9 protein-coding genes and 1 tRNA gene are annotated in these 12,841 nt (G+C 53.5%); 4 read left to right on the top strand and 6 right to left on the bottom strand.

Annotation, left to right across the window (positions count from 1 at the left end; all coding sequences use genetic code 11):
* Positions 1-21 precede the first annotated feature (21 nt).
* The 3 genes from QZV76_RS04690 to QZV76_RS04680 all read right to left on the bottom strand — a co-directional run bounded on the left by QZV76_RS04690 (position 22) and on the right by QZV76_RS04680 (position 2,012).
* Positions 22-519: a hypothetical protein gene (locus QZV76_RS04690; protein ID WP_290598675.1), complete on the bottom strand. Its 498-nt coding sequence runs from the start codon at positions 517-519 to the stop codon at positions 22-24.
* 4 nt (positions 520-523) lie between these two features.
* Complete coding sequence (locus QZV76_RS04685) at positions 524-1,807, bottom strand: glycosyltransferase 87 family protein (protein ID WP_290598674.1); 1,284 nt, start codon at positions 1,805-1,807, stop codon at positions 524-526.
* A gap of 131 nt (positions 1,808-1,938) precedes the next feature.
* Positions 1,939-2,012 (bottom strand) — tRNA-Gly (locus QZV76_RS04680).
* Positions 2,013-2,155: 143 nt separating this feature from the next.
* Here QZV76_RS04680 and dcd point away from each other — a divergent pair.
* From dcd to QZV76_RS04665, 3 genes are all read left to right on the top strand, one after another.
* Positions 2,156-2,749 carry a dCTP deaminase gene (gene dcd, locus QZV76_RS04675; protein WP_290598673.1) on the top strand — a complete coding sequence of 198 codons (594 nt, stop codon included), beginning with the start codon at positions 2,156-2,158 and terminating at the stop codon, positions 2,747-2,749.
* A 142-nt stretch (positions 2,750-2,891) separates the two neighbouring features.
* The gene (locus tag QZV76_RS04670) at positions 2,892-3,413 is read left to right on the top strand and encodes a sigma-70 family RNA polymerase sigma factor (protein WP_290598672.1); all 522 of its coding nucleotides are present in this window, start codon (positions 2,892-2,894) and stop codon (positions 3,411-3,413) included.
* A 2-nt stretch (positions 3,414-3,415) separates the two neighbouring features.
* On the top strand, positions 3,416-5,110 hold the full coding sequence (locus QZV76_RS04665) for a hypothetical protein (protein ID WP_290598671.1): 1,695 nt from the start codon (positions 3,416-3,418) through the stop codon (positions 5,108-5,110).
* Positions 5,111-5,324: 214 nt separating this feature from the next.
* Here QZV76_RS04665 and nrdF read toward each other — a convergent pair whose 3' ends face one another.
* Positions 5,325-6,344, bottom strand: coding sequence for a class 1b ribonucleoside-diphosphate reductase subunit beta (gene nrdF / locus QZV76_RS04660; RefSeq protein WP_290598670.1), 1,020 nt, complete (start codon positions 6,342-6,344; stop codon positions 5,325-5,327).
* Between the two features lie 456 nt (positions 6,345-6,800).
* Here nrdF and QZV76_RS04655 point away from each other — a divergent pair, with 456 nt between their 5' ends.
* Positions 6,801-7,829, top strand: coding sequence for a hypothetical protein (locus QZV76_RS04655; RefSeq protein ID WP_290598669.1), 1,029 nt, complete (start codon positions 6,801-6,803; stop codon positions 7,827-7,829).
* A 176-nt stretch (positions 7,830-8,005) separates the two neighbouring features.
* Here QZV76_RS04655 and QZV76_RS04650 read toward each other — a convergent pair whose 3' ends face one another.
* Positions 8,006-9,229 (bottom strand): pyridoxal phosphate-dependent aminotransferase, encoded by a 1,224-nt coding sequence (locus QZV76_RS04650; RefSeq protein WP_290598668.1) that lies wholly within the window; start codon positions 9,227-9,229, stop codon positions 8,006-8,008.
* 121 nt (positions 9,230-9,350) lie between these two features.
* Complete coding sequence (locus tag QZV76_RS04645) at positions 9,351-12,650, bottom strand: (Fe-S)-binding protein (RefSeq protein ID WP_290598667.1); 3,300 nt, start codon at positions 12,648-12,650, stop codon at positions 9,351-9,353.
* Positions 12,651-12,841: the final 191 nt, after the last annotated feature.

The following is a 12,841-nucleotide window of genomic DNA, read 5'->3' as shown; positions in this document are numbered from 1 at the left end:
TCTATAGAAAATATGTGAACCCTAGTTGAAACCCATCGCTGTAAGCAGCCGAACACTCTTATTGTCGGGGAGGGCACACGTATGCCGTGCGAGGTTGAGGAAAGAGGGAGATTCCGTCTGCGACGATGCGGAAAGTTTTCCTTCAAGATGAAAATCTTGGTGAGATTGCGCCTGGTCAGATGCTAGTTTTCCGGCTGAATTGTAGCTATTGAGTAGTGTATCAGCAGCTTTTTTCTGCTCTTCTGGTTTCAGTGCGTTGAAGTGCTCGCAGGTGATGTTGACGCTATCGGGAATGTTTTTTGTTGCAGCATTAGTAGAGGAGGACGGGGCATCATCATGGTGCGTACACCCGGTGAGGCCGACGCCACAGATAGTGGCAATGCAGATAGCTGCCGTACAAATGGCCGCAGTGTAGATATGCGCAGTGTAGATGTTTGCAGTACGAGTGCTGACGGTGCCAGTTCTTATGCGGCGGCGGGAAGAGCGTAGTAACCGAAGCGAGGTTTTTCCAAAACGCATAGTTTTACTGTAGTAACACAGGCGCTTTTTCGGATGTTTTTTTGATGGTACGGGGCGTATTGGTAAGCCGAGAGAAGGGCCGTACAGCAAGTAGGGCAATGATAGTCAGGAGACTCCACAGAGTGTAGGACTCTCCAAAAAAGTGCTGGATGGGGGTCCAGGATAGTTCCTTATCGCCATTCATCGGGAGGAACCTTAACGGGTCAGTGAAAAGAATAAGCGCACCGAGGCCGGTAAGCGTCCACCATACCCACTGGGTAGAGGAAGTGGGGATTTTCTTCCATGCCCACACACCCAACAGAATGACAAGCGGCACAATCCATGTCCAGTGATGGTCCCAGGAAATGGGGGAGCAGAGGTTAGCAGCAATACCGTTCAGCATAAGAGCAGCGAAATACTGTTGGGCTTTCACAAGCTGCCACACAATAACAGCGATGAGTAATCCCACAATAAGAGCAACAATAAACCACACTGTGCTGCGGGAGGAATCATGCAGCCCGAAGCGGGCAAGCGCCCCGTTAATAGACTGGTTTCTGCAGTAGTGGTAAGCACCAATGCGTTCACTATCTCGAATAATCTTCGTCCAGTACAACCGTGTTGTACTAGGCATAACAAGAAGCGCAAAAAGGTTGTACACCAGGAAAGAACCGAGTGTCATTCCCACAGATTTCCAGTCGCGGCGGCAGACAAAATACAGGAGGAACACCATGGGGGTGAGCTTGATGGAGATGGTCAACCCCACCAGCATTCCCGTCCACCAGCGACGGCGAGATGTACAGCAGTCAATAGTGACCAGCATCATCAGCAGAAGATTGATCTGCCCAAAAAGAAAAGTGAAGCGAACTGGCGCAGTAAACAGGGCCACAATAATGGCGACCCACAGAAAAACATTGTGCCAGGGCTTATCCTCAACCATCACACCATAGCTGCGGACAGCTGTAAAAGTGTAGCGCGCCACCACATACAGAGCGAGAAGAGAAACCAAACTAAACAGAATGGAACTGAGCTGGTACGGGAGAATAGCGAAGGGTACAAAGACCAACAGTGCTACTGGCGGATATGTAAAAGGCAGGCTAGTGCCATGGTGCAGAAGAGGAATTTTGCCGTAGATATAGCCACCGTTGAGGAAGAAACGAGTACCGGTCCAGTAGACGTCGAAGTCAATATGGTAGCCGGGGTTCTCCGCGTTGAAGGGGAAGAACACCACCATGGCCGCGGCAATAAGAATAAGCTGGAATGCAGCTAATGCATACTTACCGTTCTGGCTTAACCGTTGTGCGGGCTGCATTCTGCTCAATCCTATCTGTGTATATGGACTAGCTGCACTTATTACTGGAATGACACAATAGCGATTGTGAAATTAAGTATGAACCTGCGGCCCGAACATGGGAAGACGTAGCACGGCCACAGAAACGTGAATGGAGCCGATGACGGGAATCGAACCCGCGTATTCAGCTTGGGAAGCTGATGTTCTACCATTGAACTACATCGGCAGAGAAGTGCTTCCCCCAGACTAGCAGCCTCTACTATTCTTCCGGAAACTACATTATGACCACTTTAGTAAATTCCGCCTTTTCACAAAGCTATTGTTGGCCACAGCGTCTTTAATATTCTGCAGATAGGTTAGGCTAGGAACGTGCTTCTTTCAGACGTAGATTTGTGCGCAGTTATCAGCTCGGGCGACCTCTCCCTCGAGCCCTACGATGCAGCCCTCATACAACCCTCCAGCATTGATGTACGGCTCGACGGACTCTTCCGCGTTTTCAACTCCACCCGCTACACCCACATCGATCCGGCGGTTCCCCAACCCGACCTCACAACGCTGGTAGAAGTTACTGAAGGAGACTCCTTCATTCTGCACCCTGGCGAATTCGTTCTGGGTTCCACTAAAGAAATCGTCAGCCTCAGCGATAAGCTGGCCGGTCGGCTGGAGGGGAAGAGTTCCCTTGGTCGCCTGGGCCTTATGACGCACTCCACTGCAGGGTTCATTGACCCCGGCTTCTCTGGGCACATCACCCTGGAACTCTCCAATGTTTCCAACCTGCCCATTAAGCTCTACCCCAACATGAAGGTAGGGCAATTGTGCGTATTCCGTTTAAGTTCACCCTCCACACATCCCTATGGTTCCTCCGTACTGGGGTCGAAATATCAGGGGCAGCGCGGCCCCACCCCGTCACAAGCATGGAAGAATTTTAGCGTCGATGAGGAAGGCTCCGTCACGCCGCTATAGAAGTGCAGCGGTAGAAGCATGGCAGTGTTTCTGGTGCTGTTTCCGGCACTGTTTTCCGTTCTTCTGTAACAATTTTATTGTGTGGCACATACATAGGGCGAAGGTATCCGCAACCGTAAGGTTCCGATCGTAGACTAGACATATGAGTGACACGCTAACAGAGGAATGGTTTAGAGCTGCTTATCAGCAGTCCTACCAGCCTGTCGTGGCATATTTGCGCCGCCGTATCCCCAGCAATGATGTTGAGGATTTACTGTCCGTAATTATGACGCGAGTCTGGCAAACCCGAGACACTATTCCGCCGCATCTCCACGAAGATCCACTACCGTGGTTTTTCGGAGTTGCCCACAACGTTGTCAATGAGTACTTTCGTACGTCTGCGCGGCGTCTGGACCATGAAACTATCATGGATCCCAGCAGTGTCGCGCACGGTGCCAGTGCTATTGACGTCGCTGAGGGGGTGGCGGAGGGCTCCCGGGTTAAAGCAGCCCTAGATTTATTATCCGATTCTGATCGGGACGTTCTTCTCCTTGCCGCGTGGGAAGGCCTCACTACTGTGGAGCTGGCATCCGCATTGCAGGTAACTCCGGCCGCCGCCCGTGTCCGTCTCCATCGTGCCCGTACTCGGTTCGCGGAAGCACTACACACTGTGGAGGAGCAATAATTATGTTTCACCCGAAGAAACACCATGCGCCACTTCGCTTCCGTCCCCTTCACGAAGCGGATCCAGAAACGTGGCGTCGCCTAATCGCAGCTAACCCTATCCCTTCTGAAACTGTTACTGAGGGTGCCCTCGAGCAGCCCAATATGGAGCTTCTTGACGATATTATCGCCGGTCGTACCTCTGTTAACCTTGCCGGCGCTGATCTTGACGGCGCTGATCTTGACGGCGCCAGTGCGGGTTCCGATGCTAGTGCACAGGGTAATTCAGAAGATGAGTTTGTTGGCGAGCCCATTGATATTCACCAGGGCGCTCTAAATCTTGGCAAGAACAGTGCCTATGCACTGGGGCATCAGGATAGTGGGCTTGCTGGTGTTGCACAGCCGCCTACTTCTGTGGATACGTCCAGTGCTGGCTCTAGCTCCATGACGGTTGAGGCACCTGAGGTGCAGCGCGTGCTGGACGATGAAGCCAACGCACCAGACGCCGCAACATCGCACCACATTATTATCAGTATGGCTGCTGAGCGTGAAAAGCGGGATAGCCGACGTCGCGTCCGTGGCGGTTTCTACGGTGGCATTGCGGCCGCCGCGGCTGCTGTGGCGGTACTTGTTGGGGTGGGGCAGGTTGTGCCCGATACTCCAACGTTGCCGCGTGCAGAAGCGCAAACAATGCTGCGTAACGCTGGTGCGGAAGCCCGGCATGATGCCGTCAACGTGCAGAAACTCCCGGACCAGACCTTACTGTTGCACCGGCGTCAGGTGGTTCGTCACTTTAATAAAGACGGCATTATCTATAACGTCACCACTAATCAGCGCACCATTATGGATGCCAGTAGTGTGGAGATGCAGGTCTCTGATGGGGAACTGGCTTTTGATAGCCAAGAAGCCCAGAAGAAGTGGGAAAAAGCTGGCAGCCCAAAGCTTTTCGGTATGGGACGCGGTTACACTAAGCGTGGCGTTCAGCAGGTAGACATTGCTGGCACCACTATTAACGTGGCTGCATTGTCCTCTTGGCCGAAGGACCCGGACGGGTTGGAGGGTGTTCTCTCCCAAGCTATTCCGGATGTACAGCCGTCCCGCGCGGCGCTCCTCCTGCTCACTGTTCCAGGCTTGGACGGACCCCTCTACCATGGGCTTTACCAGGTTATTGCCCGGGACGCGGGAAGTAGTGTTGTGAGTACCCCCAAGACACTATCCGGCCTTGTTCCCGACGATGCTGTTACGGTGAAGTTCGCCCCGAATAAAGTATCGACAACCCCCGCTACTCTCACGTTCAACCGGAAGAGTGGCCAAGTGTATGCGGTGCAGGGCGCTACCCCGGAAGATACGTTAGTGCTGGTACGTGCTACTGGTTTCCTTAACTGTGTAGACACGGAAGGCCCCAGCGGCCCCTCCGAGATTTACCTGGGGTGCGCTACCGGCGCATTCCGCCTAACAGAAATCTCTTGGCAAGATTGGGGTAAGCAGGTTGCTACCGGCAATGGTATTGCGGTGATTAATGACTGCAACCCGTCTTGCGCGGAAGGGAAGAACCATCGCGTCCCCGTTGTTGTTAAACTCTCTGACCTGCAGCAATGTGGGTATGGTGTGCAGGTGTACACCAAACTGGAGGCCACTTTCCCCAAGGGTACGAAGGGACTTGCGCCAGAAACTGTGCATGAGTCCTTCCCCTGCCCCATGGATAAAGTGCATAACTGATGGGCGTGGATAGCGTAGTGCTCATAGCTAGAGCCGCCATATAGATAAGGGCTACATAGAGAGAGGCCCTAAAGGGGGATCCCGGGAAGCGTCATACTTCCCGGGATCCCCTCTTTTTGCACTATTTTTGAACTATTCTTGCATCCATTCTTAGTGCACACGACATGCGGAAGTGCAGAGTTATTGGACGGCTGAAAGCGAGGGTGGCTGCTGGCTAGAAGTCCCAGTCGTCATCAGTGGTGTTTTCCACCTCGCCCACAATGTAGGTGGAGCCGGAGCCGGAGAAGAAGTCGTGGTTTTCCATGTTGTCGGAGGCAATGTAGCCCATCACGCCTGCGTCTACGTGGCATACGTCTTTCGGGTAGAGAGGTTCGTAGCCAAGGTATTTCAGGGTGGTGTTGGCGTTGAAATGGCTGTAGGAGATGGCCAGTTCGGACCACTCGACCTCGTCGTAAAGCTCGTGGAGGAAGGCTTCCTCTGTAGCGGTGAGTTCAAGGAGGTAGTCGAATGTCATCTCCTTGTAGTGTGCTCGTTCTTCGGCGGAGACGCGTTCCAGCATCTTTTGGTACTTGTAGCCGGTGTAGTAGCAGTGGACGCGCTCGTCGCGGAAGATGAGGCCCAGGAGGTCGGCAGTGTTGGGGAGTTTGTTGCGGGAGCCCATGTAGAAGGGGGTGAAGAAGCCAGTGTAAAAGAGGTATCCCTCTAGCATGGTGCCGGCAATTTTGCGTTTGATGGGGTCGATGTCGGTGTAGAAGTTCATCTGGATGCGGGCCAGGTTCTGCACCAGCTCATTATTTTCAGTCCACTCGAAGATAGCGTCGTTTTCTTCCTTGGAGCAGAGGGTAGAGAAGATGGAGGAGTAGGACTTAGCGTGTACGGACTCCATGAACACAATGTTGGAGTAGACGGCTTCCTCGTGGGGGGTGAGGGCATCGCCCACCATGGCGGTGGCACCTACGGTGGACTGGATGGTGTCCAGAAGGGTGAGCATGCCGTAGGTGTTCTGCATGACCTTCTTCTCCGCTTCGGGGAGATTATTGTAGGACTTTACATCGTTGGAGAGTGGTACTTTTTCGGGGAGCCAGAAGTTTTCGGTGAGTTTATCCCATACTTCTTTGTCTTTGGGGTCTTCGATGTTGTTCCAGTCGATGGGCCTGGCTTTGACGGTGTCGAGAATGTGGTCGGCTTTGTGTCCGGCAGCAATTTGGGCCGGAGTGAGTACCTCAAATGTCATGTCGCGTGTGTCCTTTGATTGTGCTCATACGATACTTTCTATCGTACAAGGCGGGGGGAATGTTGTGCGGATCACTGAAAATATAATAAGGGTTACCTCATAAATGGGAGTATGGGGGAGGTATATGGCAATAAAAAATGCAAAATTGGCAGATGTAGTGCTTTTCACAAACCCTTGACAATTGACCATTAATAGAAATTTTTATTGACGTTATAAAAATTCCTCATGTGAACAAATCAGACAGCTTTTTCACCATATTGCGAATTCTTGCAGTTCAGAGCGGTTACATGAAAAAAGAGTGAATTATGAAGAAAGAATGAGCAACAAACTCTATAATGGCGATCCTTTTGGATAATAGACCAAAAATAGGGTTTGCGTGGGCAAGATCTCATTTTTCCTGCTAGATGACGTGCAATAGCAGGGACATGTTGTCTCTACCTACGTAAAATCAATGGCATGTCAACTTCAACGATCACCAAGAAGGCTTTGGCCCTCGCTGCTGCCGTAGGCATGAGCCTCGGCTTGTCCCCGCTCACAGTAGCCACTGCCTCAGCCGCTACCGTAAACAAGACCATTAAGTCCAGCTGCCGTACCAACGGTGCCCCCATGAACTTCAACCAGACTCGTGGCAAGACCGACACCATGACGGTTACCGCCCCCGATTCCGTGAAGGCCGGCCAGGAGTACGAGGTACGCGTCGACTACAAGCCGGAGATGATCCCCGGTAAGGAATCTATCGCAGTTATTAAGAGTGCTGAGAACGTCGTTATGCGTCTCACCATTGATGATCCTGCCTCCTTCGTTACCGCCAGCCTTGAGGGCTCGGGTGCTCGCCTCATCGGCACCCCGAAGATCTCCCTCGTTGGTGGTAAGACCCTCGTGATGTCCGGCTTCGACGTTGATGTCAACGGCAAGGACGCTCACTGGGCCGTTCCTACCATCGTTATGAAGATGAAGGCCGCTAAGTCCGGCAAGATTGGCACTGTCCACCCCGCCGTGGAAGGTGCTGCTGGTCAGTTCAACAACCCCGAGAACTTCGTCACCATGAAGAACGTTGTTGGTACCCAGGTTATTGGTACCCAGCACATTCAGCTGCACTGCCAGGCTCTCTCCGGTAAGGGCACTCTCCTCGCTGTTAACGCTGCCGGCGGTGCCGGTGGCCCTGCCAAGGCTAACGATAAGAAGGCCAGCAAGGACAAGAAGAAGAGCGATAAGAAGAAGGACGCCAAGAAGGGCAACAAGAAGGACGCCAAGAAGGGCGATAAGTCCGCAGCTCGCTCCACTGACGCTTCCGGCATGGAGGTTCTCGATGAGGATCCCTACAAGGAGGAGGACAGTAAGGACGGTCTCTCCGGCGGTGCTATCACCGGCATCGTTATTGCCTGCCTCGTTGTAGCTGGCGGCATTGGCTACGGCATCTACGCTGGTGTCAATAAGAAGAAGGGTGGCAAAGGCAAAGACAATAAGGCCGACAACAAAGCCTAAATGATTGCCTCTGACACTTCCTTATAATTTGTCACTTTCCCCACGTGGGCTACCGAGATTCATGTAATCTCGGTAGCCCACTTTTTATGTCGTTATCTTCCCCGCCTGTTCCCCCATAGCTCAGTAGTACTCAGTAGCGCTCAGTAGTACCTAGTAGCGCTCACAGTGCGAGAGCATTAACCACGATAGGTGGACAGGAAATTCCCTAAACGCTCAATGGCTTCTTTCAACACTGGCACCTCCGGCAGCATCACAATACGCATGTGGTCGGGAGTGGGGTAGTTGAATGCGGTACCCTGCGTCATAAGAATGTGCTCATTCTCCAGGAGAGATAGCGCAAACTTTTCATCATCGGCAATGGGGTAGAGGTCGGGATCGAACCGTGGGAACGCGTACAGGGATCCCTTGGGCGGCATAACAGAAACACCGGGAATAGCGTTCAGAGTATCCACAGTAGTTTGGCGTTGTTCGTACAGGCGCCCACCCGAGGTGGTTAACAGTTGAATATCCTGCTTACCCTCTAATGCCGCAACAATGGCGTACTGCCCCGGAACGTTGGAGCACAGGCGCATAGACGCAAGCAGATGGAAACCGGCAAGATAATCCTTGGCGTGGTCTTTCGGCCCGGTAATCACAACCCAGCCAGCGCGATAACCGCATGAACGATAGCCTTTAGAAAGCCCGTTAAACGTGAATACGAGCAGGTCAGGGGCTAGTGCCGCGATACTGTAGTGGGGTGCGTCAGTGTAGAGGATAAGGTCATAAATCTCGTCGGAGAAGATAAGAAGATCATGGCGCCGGGCAATGTCGGCAATACCCTCCAGAATCTCCTTCGAAAAAACTGCGCCAGTGGGGTTATTCGGGTCAATGATGACGATAGCTTTAGTTCTATCCGTAATCTTGGCCTCAATATCCTCCAAACTGGGGTTCCAGTCATTATCCTCATCCAGCAGGTAATGGACGGGGGTGCCGCCCGCAAAAGCAGTAGACGCCGTCCACAAAGGATAGTCGGGTGCCGGAATAAGAACTTCGTCGCCCGGATCGCACAGCGCCTGCAACGCCATAGTGATTAGCTCAGAAGCACCATTCCCCGTATAGACACTATTGATATCAATAGTGGGGAAACCAGGGATAGCGGCATAGCGGTTAATAATAGCCTGACGGGCTTGAACAGTGCCGTGCGAATCACTGTAACCGACGGCGGCGTCAAGCGTCTCCCCCATATAGTCGGTAACATTCCGGAGTGCTAGAAAACCAAACTTGCCGGGGTTACCGATATTGAGTTTAAGAATTTTAGTACCTTGAGATTCAAGGTCATTAGCGCGGTCTAGGACAGGGCCGCGGATGTCATACGTGACATTCTCCAGTTTTGTCGACTGGCAGAGGCGGCGAGGGCTCATTGTTATCTCTTCTGTTTACTATTCAAGGTCTTTATAAAAAGCAAGACTACACCCGTGGGGCGGAATGCCTTCTACTGGTTCATGCTGGTGAGAGATAGCTCATACGAAAAATATGAGGAATCTACGACAACGCGGAAAAGTCCTGCGGAGCAGAAACCCCCGGGCGAATAGCCACACCGGTAGGTGAAGCGGAAGCCGCTACAACGTCGCCGTTATCGTCATTGTCAGTGTTGTCATCATTAATATGGACGGGCTGCGCGGCCTGAGTAGCTTTCGCAACAATCGTTTTAGTGACAGCAACCATAGGGGGTAAAGCGGGAGGTATCTCATCTGCACGGGCCAACATACCCAGCAGTGCCAAACCTGGTACCTCCAGGTCAACCTCGCCGGGAGTACTAGCCTTACCGGCTGTGTCCCCTTGCTCGTCGTGCGGCAGGGCAGCATCTACGGCAGTGCCTAGAGCAGTATCTAGACCAGCGTCTAGAGTTGTGCCTAGGACAGCATCGCCAGTGGAAGCAGCACTGCCACTACCTGCTGCGGATTTACCCACGGAGGGTTTACCCTCCAACGGCTTACCCGTAGCGGGAGCAGACTCGCCGGCACGCTCAATGCGTTCCTTACGCTGCGCCAGCTTCTCCTTCTCCGCCTTCCGCTCTTTTTCTATCTGCTGCTCTTCAGCCTCATAGGTAGCCAAAGAACTCGGAAGTACTATGACCGGTTCAGGGCCAGGAGCCTGCGCAGTGGGGACACTATCACTACGCTCTATCAAGCCAAGCAGGGGAAGCCCCACAGTTTGCAGGGAAATCGTCAACGCGCCCGCATCAATAAGGGACGCATCGTCAATAACAGCCTCTTCCTCCAACTCGGCAAGAACATCGTCCACAGCCTCCTGCTCGGCGGCTGCTGCACGGTTTTCCTCCACTTCATTTTCATGCAGTGTAGCGGTGTAGTCCTTAACAGTTTCTGCTTCCTCAGCCGGTACGGACGCAGTATGGCTAAAACCATTAGCCTCCGCTGTAAGATCAATATCCCCCACCGGAATAGGAGCCAGTGGCTGCGGGAGCTTATCGCCACGGCGGATAGATTCCAGCAGAAGAATAGAAATATCTGCTACACGAGTATTCCCCGCCCGCGCCTTCACCAGCCGACTCTGCGACGTCGTCATGCGCTGCTTCACACCGTCAGACAACATGACCGCACAGAACGGGCAGGAGGTAGCAATAGTAGTGGCCTCCGTGCTGAGGGCTTCATCCACCCGCATGAGGTTAATGCGTGTACCGGGCTTCTCCTCCATCCAGAAGTGGGCCCCGCCCGCGCCACAACAGAAGGCCTGCTCACGAGTATGGTCCATCTCCGTCACCTGGGTACCAGTGGACTCCACCAATTCCCGCGGCTGACTATAGAAGTGATTATGACGCGCCAGATAGCAGGGATCATGGTAGGTGGTTATCCCCTCCACCGGGGTTGTGGGGATAAGACGATGCCGGTTCACCAGCTGGTTCAACACCACCGAATGGTGAATAACCGTGTAGGGGCGGGAATACTCATTACTAAGAGTGTTAAAACAGTGCGCGCAGGTAGCAATAATCTTCCGGTTAGGGCTATCGCCAAACACAGAATCCAGAAGCTCCATATTGCGGTTAGCCATCTCCTGGAAGAGGAATTCATTACCGGCGCGCCGGGCGGAATCCCCCGTACAGGCTTCCTGATTACCCAGGACACAGAATTTCACGCCCCCCAGGTGAAGAAGCAGGGCAGTGGCCTTGGTGGCTTCTTTAGCGCGATCCTCGTAGGCGCCGGCGCAGCCAACCCAGAAGATGTACTCCATTCCCTCGGCAGCGAAGTCATGCACATCCTTGCCCCAGACAGGAACACGCCACCCGGTCTCTTCCTCCAGCTCGTCGATCCAGGTTTCCCGGGCAGTGGGGGACTGGCCCCACGGGTTGCCTTTACTTTGGAGGTTCTTGAAGAGACTGGCGAGCTCCGGGGGATAATTGTCGGCGGCCAATACTTGGTGGCGGCGCATATCCTCAACATGGTCGACAATTTCAATGTCGAGTGGGCACTGGTCAACACAGGCACCGCACGTAGTACACGCCCATAGATCCTCTTCATCGAGGAGGCCAATACGCTCCGGGTGACGTTGAGCATCCGCATGGTGAGGGTTGATGCCCACCAGGGGGTGGGAGAGTCGTTCTAGTTCCGCACGCTGGTGGGCGCGTTTTTTCGCAGGTTTAGCGGGAAGAAGATCGACAAGCCGTGGGAAAGCATCGTCAGCAATACGGCCGGTGTCAGAATCAACAAGGCCTTCTTTACGGGCAGCCTGCAGGTAGGGGGCACTGTCCTGGGCAACGTCACGCAGCCCAGTAATAATGAGCTTCGGGTTAAGCGACTTTCCCGCATTCCACGCCGGGCACAGATCCTGGCAGCGACCGCATTCTGTACAGACAGAAAAATCGAGCCAGTCTTTCCACGTGAAGTCCTGAATACGCCCTGCACCCAGGAGATCCTTCTCCGGATCGATGTTGTCAAAGGTAAGGACAGTACCCCCACTCTGCATGGGGTGAATATCACGCAGCGCGGTGCGGCCGTCAGATTCACGTTTGAAGTAAATATTGAAGAACGCGCCCAGGCGATGCCACGCCACACCCCAGTTCAGGTTGACGCCAACCAACAGTAGCCACAGCATAGCGATAAGCAGTTTTACTGCCGCAAGAATGCACACCATAGTGGGGCTGGCGGGGAGAGACTGCGCAACCTTATAGGTGATCCAGTCAACGTGCGGGTCCCCGCCGCCTAAAGCGGGGTAGGTGGCAATTTGGCCGGCTTTAACCGCAAGCATGCCAAGGCCCTCAAGGATAACCACAGCATCCACAAAGTAGCCGGCTCCCATATTGGAGCGGTAGAAGCGTGACGAATGCCTATTTTTGCCCCGGTGGGGATTGTTATGGATACGGGTAAGAGTGAGGTAGAGGCCACCAATAACAGTGGTAATACCAATAAACTCAACCAGTCCGCGGAAGCCTCGCTGGTCATGGATACCAGGCCAACCGCCGGCCGGGTCAAACATTTGAATGTAGGCCTCAAGGAGAATGAAAGCCCCCACGATGAAGCCAACCATCACAAACCAGTGCGAAACAGCAACAGTGCGGCGTTTGCGAACAAGCCTGGTGTGGGCAAGGAACTCTTTAAGTAGGTTCCAGAGACGCCGCCAAGGGTGATCCGTGCGAGTATGGTCTGGCTGCCCCAGCTTTATCATTTCCACCAGGTTGACAATGCCGCGAATAAAGATTGCCCAGCAGACAAGACTCAAGAGGGTAGTGACGACCCCCACCGGAATGGTGATATTCCGGGGAGTAGCGGGGGCAGCTGCAAGCGTGAAGGGCGTATACGCGAGCGCAGAGAGATCGTCACTAATCATCTTTCTCATCATATACAGCAGTGCGCAGTGTCTAAAGTAAGCGCGGCCTGCACGTGATGCTTAAAAGAGCATCTAAAGACCTGCCCAGTGGTGGGCTGGTGGTCGCACTCGACTAGCACCAGCCCCACTGGGTGGGGTTTAGCGCCTTACCTAACGTTTTAGCGTCCGGTGCGTTTTAGCGACTGGTGCCG

This window comes from Lawsonella sp. (assembly GCF_011525565.1).
Lineage (GTDB): Bacteria > Actinomycetota > Actinomycetes > Mycobacteriales > Mycobacteriaceae > Lawsonella > Lawsonella clevelandensis_A.
The sequence above is the reverse complement of the archived record's forward strand: the minus strand, read 5'-3'. Positions and strand labels throughout refer to the sequence as shown.

Coding starts and splice junctions, on each gene's coding strand:
- QZV76_RS04670 (WP_290598672.1), top strand. CDS start 2,892: ATGAGTGACACGCTAACAGAGGAATGGTTTAGAGCTGCTTATCAGCAG.
- QZV76_RS04690 (WP_290598675.1), bottom strand. CDS start 519: ATGCGTTTTGGAAAAACCTCGCTTCGGTTACTACGCTCTTCCCGCCGC.
- QZV76_RS04650 (WP_290598668.1), bottom strand. CDS start 9,229: ATGAGCCCTCGCCGCCTCTGCCAGTCGACAAAACTGGAGAATGTCACG.
- QZV76_RS04685 (WP_290598674.1), bottom strand. CDS start 1,807: ATGCAGCCCGCACAACGGTTAAGCCAGAACGGTAAGTATGCATTAGCT.
- QZV76_RS04645 (WP_290598667.1), bottom strand. CDS start 12,650: ATGATTAGTGACGATCTCTCTGCGCTCGCGTATACGCCCTTCACGCTT.
- nrdF (WP_290598670.1), bottom strand. CDS start 6,344: ATGACATTTGAGGTACTCACTCCGGCCCAAATTGCTGCCGGACACAAA.
- QZV76_RS04665 (WP_290598671.1), top strand. CDS start 3,416: ATGTTTCACCCGAAGAAACACCATGCGCCACTTCGCTTCCGTCCCCTT.
- QZV76_RS04655 (WP_290598669.1), top strand. CDS start 6,801: ATGTCAACTTCAACGATCACCAAGAAGGCTTTGGCCCTCGCTGCTGCC.